Consider the following 15201-nt stretch of genomic DNA (forward strand, 5'->3'; position numbering starts at 1 on the left):
TAGGACCAGACGAGAGCTTCCGGAGTGCCAGGATCGAGCCATGCCGTTTGCGGATGAGATTGGGCCGGCCGGGGTTGTTGTCGTCGACTACCGATCGGACTGGCCGGGGGAGTTCGAGTCGCTCGCGGAGCGACTGCGATCGATGTTGGGGAGTCGGGCCTTGGCTGTCGACCATGTTGGGTCCACCTCGGTGCCTGGGCTGCAGGCGAAGGACTGCATCGACGTACAGGTCCGGGTGGAGTCGCTGGACGAGGAGGAGCTCGTACGGTTGCTGTCGGCAAGTGGGTTCAGGTGCCGGCCGGAGGCGTGGAATCGGGTCGAGGTGTCCAGTGGTCAGGAGTGCCGGAAGTTGGTGTTCGCGCCGCCAGTCGGTGGGCGGACGTGCAATGTCCATCTCCGGCGGGGTGATGGGCCGAACGCCCGGTATGCGTTGCTGTTCCGCGACTATCTCCGGGCTGACGACGCTGCTCGCGCCGGGTGGGGAGCGTTCAAGAAACGGTTGGCTGTGAGTGTTCCCGACTTGATGGACTACGGCCAGATCAAGGCACCCGCGACCGAAGTACTGATGGCAGGCGCCGAGCGCTGGGCACTTGATGCCGGCTGGTCCCCGCGGTCGGCTTGCTAGGGGAGCTCTAATGCATCGGGTTGTGGTCATTGGAGTGGCCGGCGCGGGGAAGTCGACTGTCGCGCGTGGGCTGAGCGAGCGGCTGGGGGTTCGGCATGTCGAGCTCGACTCGATTTTCTGGCAGGCGAACTGGACCAAGCTCGAGCATGGCGAGTTCGAGGCGCGGGTTCGGGAGGCTACCCGGACCGGAGGGTGGGTTGTCGATGGCAACTACTCCGAACGGATCCGGGCGATCGCCTGGGGTGCGGCCGACACGGTGGTGTGGCTCGACCTGCCGCGCGCTGTGGTCATGTGGCAGCTGGTACTCCGGACAGCGCGGCGGATCGCCTCTGGGGCAGAGCTGTGGAACGGGAATCGGGAGGGCTCTCTCCGCGACCAGCTCAGCCGGGACCCTGCCCGGTCAATTCTGTTGTGGTCCTGGCGTACGTACGGTCCGACGAAGGCTGAGTACGGTTTGGCGATGCGGAATCCGGAGTTCGCTGACCTGCGTTTCGTGCGGCTGAGGTCGCGCAGGGAGATCAAACGGTTCCTGCGCTCGGTTCTCTGAGCGGGTTGATGAAGGTGGAGCATGGGGGCATGGCTGATTTCAGCGGTGATCGGGAGACTCTTCGGGGTTTGGCGGACGACGGTAACGAGAAGGCGCTGGATCGGCTGGCTGAGCTTGCTGATGAGCGGGCGGATGTTGACGAGCTGAGCGAGCTGCTGGATGAGGGGAGCATGCGGGCGGGGGAGTTGCTGACTCGGCGGGCGGTTGCTGTGCGTGATCTGCGGGAGTTGCAGCGGATCTCGGATGCCGGGTACGACGAGGCTGGCGAGGTGCTGGATCGGCTGCTCGACGGGTCGCCGGACGCGGCGGGGTAAAGCGCTCAGGGCGAGGTGGGGACGAGGCCCGGGCGACGGTTACGCGGCGTGACGTCGTGTGGTGGAAACCCGGGTCGAGGGGCGGGTGACGGGTGGGTTTCGTGGAAGGGGACGACGGGTTAGCGGCGAGGGACGTTGACGGGTCGGGGCTGACGGTGTCTGATCCGAAGTACGGATCACTTTGTGCGGTCCGTAGGCTGGGATTTTCGTCCGATCCGCCCCTGACACCTCTCGGAGGGTGCAATGAACGATTTCCAAGACCAGGCGAAGAACTGGCTCCGGAATGTCGTCAAGCAAAACCCGGACAAGATCAAGGCAGGCGTGGAGAAAGCCGGCGACCTGATCGACAAGCAGACCGGCGGAAAGTACGCCGACAAGGTCGATTCGGTGCAGGAGAAGGTCGGCACCTATGTCGACTCCCACGCCGAGCAGCCCACTGGCGGCCCCGGGACCACCTCGACCGAGCAGAGCAGCGAGGACACCACCACCGCAGACGCACCCACGGCCGGAGCCGATGAACCTACGGCAGAGCCTGCCGATTCTGTACCAGACCAATCCGCAGGCCCCGGTACGGCTGACGCCAACGGGACCGCTGAGGCTGCCCCGGACGCCGTCGATGAAGCCACGCCTGAGGCGGAAGGCACCGTCGACGAGGTAGCACCGGAGCCCAGCGTCGATGAGGCTGGGTCGGAGGTTGACGAGGCTGCCCCTGACGCGGTGGATGGCACCGTTGTAGGCGGAGAGACGCCTGACGTCGCCGAGAACCCGAGCAGTTCAGCCGGCTCCGGTACCGAGGGCGCCGAGACGGGCAGTACCGCGACCGGTACGTCGGACGGCGGGCTCCCCGGCCCGAGGTAACACCCCGTAAGACACGCCAGCGACCCGGGCTCTCCCTGCCGCCAAGCAGGAGGAGACCCGGGTCGCTGGCGTTCGGCCGCGGCCTCATCTGGGCCGCTCGGCGTCGGACCATGTATGTAAGAGGCACCGGGCAGTCTGGGCGATGGAGTGGGGCGGCGGTGTGTGACTGGGTGGTCAGCAGGGGGTGATGGAGGGGTGGGGTGGGGGGAAGGTCTCGATTTGGATGGGGTTCTGGTGGGTGGGTGTTCGTCTTGACCCTGTGGATAGCCGCGCCTAGCCTCGGAATCAGTAAGGGAGCACTCCATCGCGAGATGGCGTACATATAGCAGCGGCCGGCTGGACCGGCCGGACAAACCCGGGCCATGACCAACACCATGGCGCGGGGACGTGAGACCAACGCTCGACCGAGCTGCCGCATAGGACGACCCGGCCCAGCCGGGGTGTTTGCAGCACCGCCGAACCGGGTGGTGCTCTTCGTCGTACCGTCCTGCCGATCGCTGTGAATCTCCCTTCGACGCCGACAACGTCACGCCCTCGGGCGCGACTCGCAGAGGGGAGACGCCGATGTCACTCGCGGCCATGCCGACGGCGGCATCTGTGGGGCTCGTCCTGATCGGGTTGCTGATCGTCGGCCTGCTGGCCTGGATCGGCCTGACGCTCTCCCGCCGCAAGGTCGCCGACCAGTCCGCGGCCTTCAGCGCCGCCGAGGCGAACGCCAAGCTCGAGGCGGCCACGATCACGTCCGGCGCCAAGTCCGCTGCCGAGCTGGTGACTCGGCAGGCGGAGGAGGCGGCCGCCGTACTCCGCGTCCGCACCGAAGCGACCGAGCAGCGCGCGGAGGAGATCCGGCGTGACGCCGAGACCCGTGCGTCCGAAGTACGGCGCGAGGCTGAGCAGCGGGCGTCCGACGTCCGCCGGGAAGCCGAGTCCGAGGCGCAGTCGATCCGCGAGGACCTGCGCGAGCAGCGGCTCGAGATGGAGCGCCGCGAACACCGGCTGACCGAGCGTGAGGAACGGCTGGACGAGCAGCACCGGGGGATCGAGGAGCGCCAGAGCGAACTCACCACCCAGCTCGCCGAGCTCGACCAGCGCAAGGCCGAGATCCGCGACCTCGAGGACGAGCGGCGCCGGATCCTGGAGGGCGTCGCCAACCTCACCACCGAGCAGGCGAAGGCCGAGCTGGTCGCCGCGATCGAGGCGGAGGCGAAGCGGCACGCGCACACGATCGTCCGCGACATCGAGCGGCAGGCGCAGGACGAGGGCGAGATCAAGGCGCGCAAGATCATCACCGGCGCGGTTCAGCGGCTGGCGTCGGAGCAGACCAGTGAGTCGGTCGTGTCCGTGGTGCATCTGCCCAGCGACGACATGAAAGGCCGGATCATCGGTCGCGAAGGCCGCAACATCAGGTCCTTCGAGCAGACCACTGGCGTCAACCTGATCATCGACGACACCCCCGAGGCGGTGCTGCTGTCGTGCTTCGACCCGGTACGCCGGGAGACGGCGCGGCTGACCCTGGATTCGCTGGTGCTCGACGGCCGGATCCACCCGAGCCGGATCGAGGAGATCTACGAGCGCAGCAAGGGTGAGGTCGCCGAGCTGTGCGAGCGGGCCGCCGAGGACGCGATGGCCGATGTCGGCATCACCGATCTGCATCCCGAACTGGTCCGCACGATGGGCCTGCTGAGGTACCGGACGTCGTACGGGCAGAACGTGCTCAAGCACCTGGTCGAGTCGGCGCACATCGCCGGCATGATGGCGGCCGAGCTGGGCCTGGATGCCAAGCGGTGCAAGCGGGGCGCGTTCCTGCACGACATCGGCAAGGCGCTGACGCACGAGTCCGAGGGCAGCCACGCGATCGTCGGGGCCGAGCTCGCCCGCAAGTACGGCGAGGACGATGATGTCGTGCACTGCATCGAGGCGCATCACAACGAGGTCGAGGTGCGGACCGTCGAGGCCGTACTGACCCAGGCGGCTGACGCGGTCAGCGGTGGCCGGCCGGGTGCGCGGCGTGAGTCGCTGGAGGCATACGTGCAGCGGCTGGAGCGGCTCGAGGAGATCGCGATGCATCACGAGGGCGTCGAGAAGGTCTTCGCGATGCAGGCGGGCCGCGAGATCCGGGTGATGGTGCTGCCGGACGCCGTCGACGACATCGCCGCCCAGGTGATGGCACGCGACATCGCCAAGCAGGTCGAGGAGGAGCTGACCTACCCGGGCCAGATCCGCGTCACCGTAGTCCGCGAGTCCCGCGCCACCGAGGTCGCCAAGTAGTTTCTATTCGGCGTACTTCGAGCGCCAGGCCGGTGGTTCGAAGGGGGCGCCGTAGATGCGGGTCTCGCGGGCGATCCGGCCTTCGGTGAACTCGACGATGTTGGCTACGTGGTAGATGTCGCCGTTGTAGTCCGAGCGGCCGAGGATGACGAAGTGGTCGCCCGCGCCGGTGATTCGGTGGATTGTGATCGATGGGGGTGAGGGGTACTCACGTTGCATCGCGCGCATCTTGTCGCGGCCGATGATGCGTTCGCCGGATTGGGGCATTTCGAGGATGTAGTCCTCGGTGCGTAGTTCGTGCTCGGCTTCGGCTGACAGCGCTAGTTGGCCGTCCATCGGCCAGAGGCGTTCCAGTAGTGCACGGTTCTTGTCGGTCATCTCGACCACCCGCCCTTCTGCAGCCAGCCTGCCCCAGAGCCTTCAGCCAGCCTTAAACCGCTTCCAGTTGCCGGGCCACGGCCGCAGGAACCCGCAGGCCGGTGGCCTGCGCCGACGCGACGAACTGCGAGACCAGTACGTCGCCCCGCCCGGCCGTCAGCGCGACCACGTCCCGTGACTGCGCCGGATCGAGCCGATGCACAGTCCCCGCAAACCCGGCCGGAACCCCACTCACCGGTACGACGGCAGCGCCCAACCCCGCAGCGGCAAGGGCAGGCGCCGACGTCGTCTGCCGAGTGCGGATCACCACCTCGGGCGATACCTGATGCTCGGCGAAGAGCCCGTCGAGCCAGCCGGCCAGGCCATGCGGACCGGCGTACTGGATCACCGGGTAGCCATGGAGTGCGGCAAGTGGGACAGGTCCGGGTTGATCGCCGAGTGGGTCGCCGGTGCAGAACACGATGACCAGCTCCTCGCTCATGAGTAGTTCGACGGCGCCGTCCCAGCGGGTCGGGCGCGGGCAGATGGCGACGTCGATCTCGTCAGCGGTGATCATCGCGGCGAGGGCGTCGGCGCTGTTCCGCTCCTGCAGGACGAGCCGTACCCGAGGGTGACGCCGTCGCCAAGCGCGCAGCAGCGGAGCCACGAGGCCGGCCGTCATCGAGCCCGCGCAGCCGACCCGGAGCTGCCCCTCGTCCAACGCGGTAACCGCCCGCCCAGCCTGTACTACGAGATCGGCCGACTCCAGAGCCGCACGGGCATGCCGCAACGCCTCCCGCCCGGCGGTGGTCGGGCGAATGCCGCGGGGGAGCCGCTCGAGCAGCGGAGAGCCGAGCTCGTTCTCCAGTACTGCGATCTGGTGCGACAACGAAGGTTGCGACAGATGCAAGGCAGCGGCAGCCCGGGTGATCGACCCGGCCTCGACGGTGGCGACGAAGCACTCCAGGGCTCGCAAGGTAGGCATAGGAGAAGCCTATGGCAAACATCGAAAACTGGTCTTTGCGTCGATGGCGCCAAACGCCGAGGCTGGACGCATGACAACAGCGACGGAACTCAACGGCAAGCAGATCCTCATCGTGGCGGGCGGTTCGGGTATCGGCCGGCAGCTGGCCCAGGACGCCGTCGACCAAGGCGCCCGGGTGACGATCACCGGCCGCAGCGCCGACGCAGTACAGAAGGTTGCCGACTCGATCGAGGGCGAGGTGGCCACGGCGGTCGTTGACCTGGGCAACGAGGACTCGATCGCGGAGCTGGCGACGGAGCTGGCCCGCCGCGACGTCGTCGTCGAGCATCTGATCTCGCTGGCCAACGCGCCGGCGAAGGGCCCAGTGGAGAAGCTGGAGCGTGAGGCGATCGCCAAAGCGTTCGACGCGAAGGTGATCGGTGCGCTGCTGCTGGTCAAGCACCTCCGGCCGACGACCTCGGTGACGCTCTTCTCCGGGATCGTTGCCTGGCGCCCCAAAGCCGGGATGGCCGTGACGGCGACGACCAACGGCGCGGTCGCCTTCCTGGCTCAGGCGCTCGCGGTCGAGTTGGCACCCGTCCGGGTCAACGCGGTCTCGCCAGGCATCATCGACTCAGGCGCCTGGGATGGGCTGGGGCCGGACAAGGACAAGCTGTACGCCGACGTCGCGGCGAAGAACCCGGCCCGCCGGATCGGTACCACCGAAGACGTCTCGACAGCGGTCCTGAGCGCGATCACCAACCCGTTCCTGACCGGCACGGTCCTCCACCTCGACGGCGGCGCCCGCCTGGTCTAGGACTCCTTCGGAAGGTGGCTGGGAGTGACGTCGATCGGCTCCTGGATCGCGTACTCGTGCGGCTCGGTCGTGTACTGCTCCTCGACCGACGGTTTGATCAGCTCGATCTCCTCGTCGTGCTTGGCGTTCGCCAGCCGGTAGGAGAACCAGAGCCCGAACACGCCGCCGAGCATGATGATGATGCCGACCGCGGCGAGGTCGATCCGGCTGGTCGTGTCTCGGACGGCGAAGGCGATGATCGCCCCGACCGCGATGAGTGCAATGCCCCCGTTGATCCTCATCGTCACCTCCAGGTGACTGTCCGTGGATGCTTCCTTACGCTAAGTACCCGATCTGTCGATTCCCAACCATTCCGGCGGCTCAGCGGAAGGCGGATTGGCCGGTGAGAGCCTGGCCGATGACTAGTTGGTGGACCTCGGAGGTGCCTTCGTAGGTGAGGACTGACTCGAGGTTGTTGGCGTGGCGCATGATCGGGTACTCGCCGCTGATTCCGTTGGCGGCGAGGATCGTGCGGCACTCGCGGGCGATGGCGATCGCCTCGCGCACGTTGTTGAGTTTGCCGACGCTGACCTGCTCCGGCCGCAGCGTGCCCTTCTCCTTCAGCCGACCGAGGTGGACCGCGAGCAGGATGCCCTTGTTCAGCTCGACCGCCATGTCGGCGAACTTCGCCTGCGTCAGCTGGTACGCCGACAGCGGCTTGTCGAAAACCTGCCGATCGGCCGCGTACGAGACCGCCGTCTCCAGGCAGTCCCGCGCCGCGCCCATCGCGCCGAAGATGATCCCGAACCGCGCCTCGTTCAGACACCCCAACGGCCCGGACAGCCCGCGAGCCTCAGGCAGTAGAGACGAGGCCGGCAGCCGTACGTCCTCGAAGATCAGCTCCGACGTCACCGACGCCCGCAGCGACATCTTCCGGGTGATCTCCGGCGCCGAGAATCCAGGCGTCGAGGTCGGTACTACGAACCCGCGCACCCCGTCATCCGTCCGAGCCCAGACGACCGCCACATCGGCCACCGACCCGTTGGTGATCCACATCTTCGACCCGTTGAGCACCCAGTCGTCGCCGTCGCGCCGGGCGTTCGTCCGCATGCCACCGGGGTTCGATCCGAAGTCCGGCTCGGTCAGCCCGAAGCAGCCGATCGCCTCGCCGGCGGCCATCCGCGGCAGCCACTCGGTCTTCTGCTCTTCACTGCCGTACTTCCAGATCGCGTACATCGCCAGCGAACCCTGGACGCTCACCAGCGACCGCATCCCCGAGTCAGCCGCCTCGATCTCCAGACAGGCCAGCCCATAAGCCACCGGCCCGAGCCCGGCGCAACCGTAGCCGGTCAGGTGCATGCCGAGCAGGCCGAGCGAGCCCAGCTCCTTCGCGAGATCGCGCGCCGGGATGCTGGCCGACTCGAACCACTCGGGCAGGTGCGGCCGCAATTGCTCGTCCGCGAACCGCCGGGCGGTCGCCCTGATGGCGACTTCCTCTTCGGTGAGCAGCGAGTCGACGTCTACGAGATCCAGCGAAACCGTCATGCCCACACGCTAACGGCAACAGCGCCGCCACACCCTGCAGAAAACCTCACACTTCAGGGTGGGGTTGACCTCACCGAAGGCGCGTCACTTGCTGTACCAAGGCCACCACCAGTGCCGCTTGCGCGGATGCCGCACGACGATCGAGCCGTGCCGGGCCTGACCGGTGACGACCAGCCGGACACTGCCGGCCGTCGGCGCGGTCGCCTTGTTCTTCGCGGCGCTGTGGACCATGTCCACGTTGTCGATGTCGACGCTCCAGCCGCGCGGCACGACCATCACCACCGAGCTGTGTTTGGCGTGCGCCTCCACATGGACCTCGCGCCAGCTGATCACCGCGTCGGTGAAGTCGAGCTTGACCGACGAGTGCTCGGCGACCGCGGTCACCCGCTCGGGCACGATCCAGGCGCCTTCGCGCTTCTGGGCGCTGTGCTTGGCGCGGATGGTCAGCTCGGCCGCGGCGCTGCCGTGCGCGACCGGCAGCAGGTCGGCGGTCGCGGTACGGAGCTCGATCTCGGTCTTGGCCGAGTAGATCTGCGTCAGCCGCTCGTCCATCTCCTCGAAGTCCAGCCGGCCGTCACCGTGGGCCTCCTGGATCACCGCGGCGGCGCGCTCACGGTCCTGGTCGGATGCCCTGCGGGCGGGCGGCGGCTGTTCCAGACTCATGGAGCCAACCGTAGCGCTGCCGGGAGCCGACCGGGGACGAGTACCTGTGACAATAGGTCGCGTGAATCAACGCACTGTCGTCATCCTCGGTTCGACCGGCTCGATCGGGACGCAGGCCCTCGAGCTGATCGGGCGGAACCGGGATCGGTTCCGGGTGCTCGCGCTGTCCGCGGGCGGTGACAACGTTGCGTTGCTCGCGCAGCAGGCGCTGGAGTTCGAGGTCGAGGTCGTCGCGGTCGCCAAGGCCACCGCGACCCAGGATCTGCAGCTGGCCTTCTACGCCGAGGCGCAGAAGCGCGGCTACTCCCAGGGGCAGTTCCGGATCCCGAAGATCATCACCGGCCCGGACGCCTCCACGGAGCTGGCCGGCCTGGCGTGCGACGTAGTACTGAACGGCATCACCGGATCCGTTGGCTTGCAACCCACCCTGGCCGCGCTCGACGCCGGTACCACCCTCGCGCTCGCCAACAAGGAGTCACTGGTCATCGGCGGCCCGCTCGTGGTGAAGCGGGTCAAGCCGGGTCAGATCGTCCCGGTCGACTCGGAGCACAGTGCGATCGCCCAATGCCTCCGCACCGGTACCGCCGACGAGGTACGCCGCCTCATCGTGACCGCGAGCGGCGGACCCTTCCGCGGCCGCACCCGAGCCGAGATGGCCGACGTCACCCCCGAGCAAGCGGCGAACCACCCCACCTGGGACATGGGCCCGGTGATCACGATCAACTCCGCCAACCTGATCAACAAGGGTCTCGAGGTGATCGAGGCGCACCTGCTCTACGGCCTCCCGATGGACCGGATCGAGGTCGTCGTCCACCCGCAGTCGATCGTGCACTCGATGGTCGAGTTCGTGGACGGCTCGACCATCGCCCAGGCCTCGCCGCCGGACATGCGGCTGCCGATCGCGCTCGCCCTCGGCTGGCCTGAACGGATACCGGACGCCGCTCCGCACTGCGACTGGACCAAGGCGGGCTCCTGGGAGTTCGAGCCGCTCGACAGCGAGGCGTTCCCGGCCGTCCAACTGGCCCGTGAGGCGGGGGAGCGGGGCGGTACCGCTCCAGCCGTACTGAATGCCGCCAACGAGGTCTGCGTCGAGGCGTTCCGGAGCGGCCGGCTGCCGTTCCTGGGGATCGTCGACACCGTGGCCCGGATCGTGACCGAACACGACGTACCCTCGTACGAGGAACTGTCCGTCGACGACGTGCTCGCCGCGGACGCATGGGCCCGCGCGCGGGCCCGAGAACTGACCGGCAGCACGAACGAGCAGGGCCAGGAGACCACACAGGTATGAGCGCACTCCTCACTTTCGTCGGCGTGGTGCTGTTCGTGATCGGCATCCTGGTGTCGGTCGCGCTGCATGAAATGGGTCACATGCTGCCGGCCAAGGCGTTCGGCATGAAGGTGACCCAGTTCTTCGTCGGCTTCGGCAAGACCGTCTGGTCGGTCAAGCGCGGCGAGACGGAGTACGGCTTCAAGGCGATCCCGGCGGGTGGCTTCGTCCGGATCATCGGGATGATGCCGCCGGCCAAGGGGCAGGACCCGACGAAGGTCCGCAAGGCCAACACCGGGCCGATCCAGTCGCTGGTGGAGAACGCGCGCACCGCGGAGTACGAGACGATCGATCCCGCCGACAACGGCCGGCTGTTCTACCAGAAGGTGTGGTGGAAGAAGCTGATCGTGATGGCGTCCGGCCCGCTGGTGAACGTGCTGATCGCTTTCCTGCTGTTCGCCGGCCTGTTCATGTTCTACGGCGCCAACGTCGCCCAGACCACCGTCTCCACCGTCACCGACTGCGTGATCCCCGCGTCGGAGGCCTCGAAGCCCGGCCGGGTCTGCACGCCCGCCGACAAGGAGTCGCCGGCCAAGGCCGCCGGGTTCCACGTCGGCGACAAGATCCTGAGCTTCAACGGCACCACCATCAACTCATGGGACGACCTGACGCCGCTGATCCGGTCCAACACGGACAAGCCGGCCACCATCGTGGTCGAGCGCGACGGGCAGCAGCAGACCCTGAAGACGAACACCATCCTGAACCAGGTGGTGGAGAAGGCCGGCTCGGACAAGTACGTCTCGGTCGGCTTCCTCGGCGTCTCGCCGGAGCAGAAGGTGGTCCGGCAGAACTTCGGCTTCGTCGTCGACAAGATGGGCGAGCTGACCGTCGCCACGGTCAAGGCACTCGGCAACTTCCCGCAGAAGCTGGTCGGCGTGGCCAAGTCGATCGTCGGCGGCGACCGCGACCAGGACAGCCCGATGAGCGTCGTCGGCGCCAGCCGGGTCGCCGGTGAGGTGGCCTCCAACAACGACCTGACCGGTGGTGAGCGGATCGCCTTCCTGGTCTCGCTGCTCGCCTCGCTGAACCTGTTCCTCGCGCTGTTCAACTTCATCCCGCTGCTGCCGCTGGACGGCGGCCACATGATCGGCGCGATCTGGGAAGGCATCCGGCGCGGCTTCGCCAAGCTGCTCGGCCGGCCCGACCCCGGGTACGTCGACGTGGCGAAGCTGCTGCCGATCGCGTACGTGGCCGCCAGCGTCATCGTGGTGATGGGCGTGCTGCTCGTCGTCGCCGACATCGTGAACCCGATCAAGCTCTTCAACGGATAACTCTCAACCGGACAAAGGAAAAATGAGCATCTCCCTGGGCATGCCCGCGCTGCCTCCGCCGACCCTCGCCCCGCGCCGCAAGACCCGCCAGATCAAGGTGGGCAAGGTGCTGGTCGGTGGCGACGCGCCGGTGTCGGTGCAGTCGATGACCACCACGCTCACCTCGGACGTCAACACGACGCTGCAGCAGATCGCCGAGCTCACCGCGGCCGGCTGCGACATCGTCCGGGTCGCCTGCCCGTCGCAGGACGACGCCGACGCGCTGCCGGAGATCGCCAGGCACTCGCAGATCCCGGTGATCGCCGACATCCACTTCCAGCCCAAGTACGTGTTCGCCGCGATCGAGGCCGGCTGTGCGGCGGTCCGGGTGAACCCGGGCAACATCCGTAAGTTCGACGACCAGATCAAGGAGATCGCGGCCGCCGCCAAGGACCACGGCACCTCGATCCGGATCGGCGTCAACGCCGGCTCGCTCGACCCGCGGCTGCTGAAGAAGTACGGCAAGGCCACGCCCGAGGCGCTGGTCGAGTCGGCCGTCTGGGAGGCGTCGCTGTTCGAGGAGCACGACTTCCACGACTTCAAGATCTCGGTCAAGCACAACGACCCGGTCGTCATGGTCAAGGCCTACCAGCTGCTGTCCGAGGCCGGCGACTGGCCGCTGCACCTCGGTGTCACCGAGGCCGGGCCCGCCTTCCAGGGCACGATCAAGTCGTCGGTGGCGTTCGGCGCGCTGCTGGCTCAGGGCATCGGCGACACGATCCGCGTCTCGCTGTCCGCGCCGCCCGTCGAGGAGGTCAAGGTCGGCCTGCAGATCCTGCAGTCGCTGAACCTGCGCGAGCGCAAGCTCGAGATCGTCTCCTGCCCGTCGTGCGGTCGCGCGCAGGTGGACGTCTACACGCTGGCCGAGCAGGTCACCGCGGGCCTGGAGGGCATGGAGGTTCCGCTCCGCGTCGCGGTTATGGGCTGCGTCGTGAACGGACCGGGTGAGGCCCGCGAGGCCGACCTCGGGGTTGCCTCCGGCAACGGCAAGGGCCAGATCTTCGTCAAGGGCGAGGTGATCAAGACGGTGCCCGAGTCGATGATCGTCGAGACGCTGATCGAAGAGGCGATGCGGATCGCCGAGGAGATGGGCGAGTCCGTCGACGGCGGCGAGCCCACCGTGACGGTCGGCTAGATCCTCGTACTCCGGGCAGTATCTGCTGTAAGGGCGGCGTAATCGGCGCCGCGCCCATCCGGGCACACCCTCCGTACCGAAGTACCAGCGACCTTTGTTGCTGACTTCGGATGGAGCCCCATGATCACCTTGGCCCTCATCGGACTGCTGGGTGGGTTGATCACGGGTGTCTCACCGTGTGTCCTGCCGATGCTGCCGATCATCTTCTTCGCCGGTACCACCGGCAAACCTGAGGCTCAGCGCAAGACCGCAGTCGGCGACAGCAACGTGCTGGTCGAGGAAGTCGCGGTGGGCAAGCCGGCCCGGGACTGGCGGCCGCTGAAGATCATCGCCGGGATCGTGGTCAGCTTCAGTGTCTTCACGCTGGCCGGTTCGGTGATCTTGTCGGCGCTCGGTCTGCCGGACGACTTCCTGCGCTGGGGCGGGCTGATCATCCTCAGCATCGTCGGTCTCGGCCTGATCTTTCCCGCGCTCGGGCACTGGATCGAGAAGCCGTTCTACCGGCTCCCCAAGATCAACCGGAACAACAACGGTGCTTTCGTCCTCGGGCTGGGCCTCGGGACCTTGTACGTTCCGTGCGCTGGGCCGGTGCTGGCGGCAATCACCGTTGCGGGTGCGACCGGGAACGTGGGCTGGCGGACGGTGGTACTGACCGTGTCGTTTGCGATGGGTGCTGCGTTGCCGTTGCTGATCTTCGCGTCGGCCGGGTCGCGGATCTCGCAGCGGGTGAAGGCGTATCGCGATCACCAGAAGGGTTTCCGGATCGCCGGTGGTGCGGTGATGATCGCGCTGGCCGTCGCGCTCGCGTTCAACGTCACCGATGTCATCCAGCGGTCGCTGCCGAGCTATACCAGCGGGCTGGAGAAGAAGGTTGCCGAGAACAAGACGGTGCAGGGTGCGCTGGCGCCGGCGATCGGGGTCGGTGGTGAGGAGTTGGCCAAGTGCACGCCGGGCGCGGCCGAGTTGGCGACGTGTGGTGCGGCGCCGGAGTTTCGCGGTACGCAGAAGTGGTTCAACACTCCTGACGGCGCGGCTGCGACGTTGGCCGAGTTGAAGGGCAAGGTCGTGCTCGTCGACTTCTGGGCCTACTCGTGCATCAACTGCCAGCGGGCCACCCCGCATCTGCTCGCCTGGGACAAGGCGTACAAGTCGCTCGGGTTGCAGATCGTCGGGATCCACTCGCCGGAGTTCGCGTTCGAGAAGGACGCCGGGAACCTGCAGTCGGCGATCCGCAAGGAGGGCATCGGCTATCCGGTCGGTCAGGACAACAACCTCGCCACCTGGACGGCGTACCGCAACCAGTACTGGCCGGCGAAGTATCTCGTCGATGCCGGTGGCACCGTGCGGTCGATCAAGTTCGGTGAGGGCGACTACGGCCAGACCGAGGACCAGATCCGCCAGCTGCTGACTGACGCCAACCCCGAGATCAAACTGCCGGCTCCCGTCGACGGCACGGTCAAGGCCGACTCGATCGGTGCCGAGGGGACCACGCCCGAGACGTACCTGGCCTACTCCCGCTCGACCAACCTGAACGGCACTGGCAAGCTCACCCCGAACAAGACCGTTGCCTTCGGCCTCAATCCTCAGCAGCCGAACGACACCTACAGCCTCGGCGGGAACTGGGCCGTGGGCACGCAGAACGTGACCTCGACCAAGGGCTCGCAGGTGCGGCTGAACTACCAAGCTGCGAAGGTCTTCCACGTACTGTCAGGCCAGGGCACCGTGACCGTGTCGATCCCGGGCCGGCCGGACAAGACGATCACGGTCCAAGGCACACCGAACCTGTACGAGCTGGCCAGCGCGCCGCAGCCGGAGCGGCAGACGATGACGCTGACCTACAGCTCAGGCGTCTCCGCCTTCACCTTCAGCTTCGGGTGACCGGTACCCTCGCCGCGTGACGGAGTACATGGTGATCAGCGCGACGCGCGGCGAGGCTCGGTACGTTCCGGAAGGCATCCCGGTGGTCATCACGGGAGTCGGCAAGACCGCGGCGGCGGTGATCACAGCGCAGGCCCTGGCCGGCCGCGACACCAGTGACCTCACGGTCCTGAACGTCGGTACGACGGGAGCGCTGCGCGACGGACTGTCCGGCATCTACCTGCCGAGTGAGGTCGTCAACCACGACCTCAACGCCGAGGCGATCCGGGGGATCGGGCTCGACCCGCAGGAGTCGATCTCGATCGAGGGTGGTGACGGCACGGTCCTTGCCTCGGGCGACGTCTTCGTCACCGACCCGGTCCTCAAGGCACGGCTCGCCGAACGCGCTCACCTGGTCGACATGGAGGCGTACGGCGTCGCCTTCGCCTGCCGCCAGTTCGGCGTACCGATCCGCCTGATCAAACACGTCTCCGACTCGGCCGACGAGGCCGCGATGGACTGGCCGGCTCTCGTGGACGCGAGCGCCAAGGTCCTGGGCGATTGGCTCCGAGCCGAACTATCCTGACTTGACCTTGACCCTGGGGGCAGGGTTTAGCGTCGGGTCAAGGAGGCGG

The 15201-nt window shown here is 67.4% G+C and carries 16 protein-coding genes; 11 read left to right on the top strand and 5 right to left on the bottom strand.

All coding sequences use genetic code 11. From position 1 onward, the window contains the following. Positions 1 to 40 precede the first annotated feature (40 nt). The 5 genes from OHA70_RS28460 to rny all read left to right on the top strand — a co-directional run bounded on the left by OHA70_RS28460 (position 41) and on the right by rny (position 4612). The gene (locus OHA70_RS28460) at positions 41 to 625 is read left to right on the top strand and encodes a GrpB family protein (protein WP_328322740.1); all 585 of its coding nucleotides are present in this window, start codon (positions 41 to 43) and stop codon (positions 623 to 625) included. A gap of 10 nt (positions 626 to 635) precedes the next feature. Then, positions 636 to 1172, top strand: a complete 537-nt coding sequence (locus tag OHA70_RS28465) for a hypothetical protein (RefSeq protein WP_328322741.1) — start codon at positions 636 to 638, stop codon at positions 1170 to 1172. A 29-nt stretch (positions 1173 to 1201) separates the two neighbouring features. Then, a complete protein-coding gene (locus OHA70_RS28470) occupies positions 1202 to 1486 on the top strand; it encodes a hypothetical protein (protein WP_328322742.1) in 285 nt (94 codons plus the stop codon). A gap of 243 nt (positions 1487 to 1729) precedes the next feature. After that, entirely contained in the window at positions 1730 to 2344 is a 615-nt protein-coding gene (locus OHA70_RS28475; RefSeq protein WP_328322743.1) for an antitoxin, read from the top strand. A gap of 564 nt (positions 2345 to 2908) precedes the next feature. Then, complete coding sequence (gene rny, locus OHA70_RS28480) at positions 2909 to 4612, top strand: ribonuclease Y (RefSeq protein WP_328322744.1); 1704 nt, start codon at positions 2909 to 2911, stop codon at positions 4610 to 4612. Positions 4613 to 4615: 3 nt separating this feature from the next. Here the strand turns inward: rny and OHA70_RS28485 are convergent, their stop codons facing one another. Together OHA70_RS28485 and OHA70_RS28490 are read right to left on the bottom strand one after the other, a co-directional pair. Continuing rightward, positions 4616 to 4990, bottom strand: a complete 375-nt coding sequence (locus OHA70_RS28485) for a nuclear transport factor 2 family protein (RefSeq protein WP_328322745.1) — start codon at positions 4988 to 4990, stop codon at positions 4616 to 4618. 52 nt (positions 4991 to 5042) lie between these two features. Further along, positions 5043 to 5954, bottom strand: a complete 912-nt coding sequence (locus tag OHA70_RS28490) for a LysR family transcriptional regulator (RefSeq protein ID WP_328322746.1) — start codon at positions 5952 to 5954, stop codon at positions 5043 to 5045. A 70-nt stretch (positions 5955 to 6024) separates the two neighbouring features. Between OHA70_RS28490 and OHA70_RS28495 the strand changes: the two genes are divergently transcribed. Further along, the gene (locus OHA70_RS28495; RefSeq protein WP_328322747.1) at positions 6025 to 6750 is read left to right on the top strand and encodes an SDR family oxidoreductase; all 726 of its coding nucleotides are present in this window, start codon (positions 6025 to 6027) and stop codon (positions 6748 to 6750) included. Here OHA70_RS28495 and OHA70_RS28500 read toward each other — a convergent pair. The 3 genes from OHA70_RS28500 to OHA70_RS28510 form a co-directional block, all read right to left on the bottom strand. Further along, positions 6747 to 7031 (bottom strand): DUF6458 family protein, encoded by a 285-nt coding sequence (locus tag OHA70_RS28500; protein WP_328322748.1) that lies wholly within the window; start codon positions 7029 to 7031, stop codon positions 6747 to 6749. The two genes, OHA70_RS28495 and OHA70_RS28500, sit on opposite strands and share 4 nt — an antisense overlap. A gap of 79 nt (positions 7032 to 7110) precedes the next feature. Then, positions 7111 to 8274: an acyl-CoA dehydrogenase family protein gene (locus OHA70_RS28505; RefSeq protein WP_328322749.1), complete on the bottom strand. Its 1164-nt coding sequence runs from the start codon at positions 8272 to 8274 to the stop codon at positions 7111 to 7113. Positions 8275 to 8358: 84 nt separating this feature from the next. Then, on the bottom strand, positions 8359 to 8937 hold the full coding sequence (locus OHA70_RS28510) for a DUF1707 SHOCT-like domain-containing protein (RefSeq protein ID WP_328322750.1): 579 nt from the start codon (positions 8935 to 8937) through the stop codon (positions 8359 to 8361). 61 nt (positions 8938 to 8998) lie between these two features. Here OHA70_RS28510 and dxr point away from each other — a divergent pair, with 61 nt between their 5' ends. From dxr to OHA70_RS28535, 5 genes are all read left to right on the top strand, one after another. Continuing rightward, the gene (gene dxr, locus OHA70_RS28515; protein ID WP_328322751.1) at positions 8999 to 10225 is read left to right on the top strand and encodes a 1-deoxy-D-xylulose-5-phosphate reductoisomerase; all 1227 of its coding nucleotides are present in this window, start codon (positions 8999 to 9001) and stop codon (positions 10223 to 10225) included. Continuing rightward, on the top strand, positions 10222 to 11535 hold the full coding sequence (locus OHA70_RS28520; protein ID WP_328322752.1) for a M50 family metallopeptidase: 1314 nt from the start codon (positions 10222 to 10224) through the stop codon (positions 11533 to 11535). Before dxr ends, OHA70_RS28520 begins: the two co-directional genes overlap by 4 nt. Before the next feature lie 22 nt (positions 11536 to 11557). Continuing rightward, positions 11558 to 12709: a flavodoxin-dependent (E)-4-hydroxy-3-methylbut-2-enyl-diphosphate synthase gene (ispG, locus tag OHA70_RS28525; protein WP_328322753.1), complete on the top strand. Its 1152-nt coding sequence runs from the start codon at positions 11558 to 11560 to the stop codon at positions 12707 to 12709. A gap of 120 nt (positions 12710 to 12829) precedes the next feature. Beyond that, positions 12830 to 14587 carry a cytochrome c biogenesis protein CcdA gene (locus tag OHA70_RS28530; protein WP_328322754.1) on the top strand — a complete coding sequence of 586 codons (1758 nt, stop codon included), beginning with the start codon at positions 12830 to 12832 and terminating at the stop codon, positions 14585 to 14587. A 16-nt stretch (positions 14588 to 14603) separates the two neighbouring features. Next, a complete protein-coding gene (locus OHA70_RS28535; RefSeq protein WP_328322755.1) occupies positions 14604 to 15152 on the top strand; it encodes a nucleosidase in 549 nt (182 codons plus the stop codon). Positions 15153 to 15201 lie beyond the last annotated feature (49 nt).

Source organism: Kribbella sp. NBC_00382, assembly GCF_036067295.1.
Lineage (GTDB): Bacteria > Actinomycetota > Actinomycetes > Propionibacteriales > Kribbellaceae > Kribbella.

Coding starts and splice junctions, on each gene's coding strand:
- OHA70_RS28460 (WP_328322740.1), top strand. CDS start 41: ATGCCGTTTGCGGATGAGATTGGGCCGGCCGGGGTTGTTGTCGTCGAC.
- OHA70_RS28465 (WP_328322741.1), top strand. CDS start 636: ATGCATCGGGTTGTGGTCATTGGAGTGGCCGGCGCGGGGAAGTCGACT.
- OHA70_RS28470 (WP_328322742.1), top strand. CDS start 1,202: ATGGCTGATTTCAGCGGTGATCGGGAGACTCTTCGGGGTTTGGCGGAC.
- OHA70_RS28475 (WP_328322743.1), top strand. CDS start 1,730: ATGAACGATTTCCAAGACCAGGCGAAGAACTGGCTCCGGAATGTCGTC.
- rny (WP_328322744.1), top strand. CDS start 2,909: ATGTCACTCGCGGCCATGCCGACGGCGGCATCTGTGGGGCTCGTCCTG.
- OHA70_RS28485 (WP_328322745.1), bottom strand. CDS start 4,990: ATGACCGACAAGAACCGTGCACTACTGGAACGCCTCTGGCCGATGGAC.
- OHA70_RS28490 (WP_328322746.1), bottom strand. CDS start 5,954: ATGCCTACCTTGCGAGCCCTGGAGTGCTTCGTCGCCACCGTCGAGGCC.
- OHA70_RS28495 (WP_328322747.1), top strand. CDS start 6,025: ATGACAACAGCGACGGAACTCAACGGCAAGCAGATCCTCATCGTGGCG.
- OHA70_RS28500 (WP_328322748.1), bottom strand. CDS start 7,031: ATGAGGATCAACGGGGGCATTGCACTCATCGCGGTCGGGGCGATCATC.
- OHA70_RS28505 (WP_328322749.1), bottom strand. CDS start 8,274: ATGACGGTTTCGCTGGATCTCGTAGACGTCGACTCGCTGCTCACCGAA.
- OHA70_RS28510 (WP_328322750.1), bottom strand. CDS start 8,937: ATGAGTCTGGAACAGCCGCCGCCCGCCCGCAGGGCATCCGACCAGGAC.
- OHA70_RS28520 (WP_328322752.1), top strand. CDS start 10,222: ATGAGCGCACTCCTCACTTTCGTCGGCGTGGTGCTGTTCGTGATCGGC.
- ispG (WP_328322753.1), top strand. CDS start 11,558: ATGAGCATCTCCCTGGGCATGCCCGCGCTGCCTCCGCCGACCCTCGCC.
- OHA70_RS28530 (WP_328322754.1), top strand. CDS start 12,830: ATGATCACCTTGGCCCTCATCGGACTGCTGGGTGGGTTGATCACGGGT.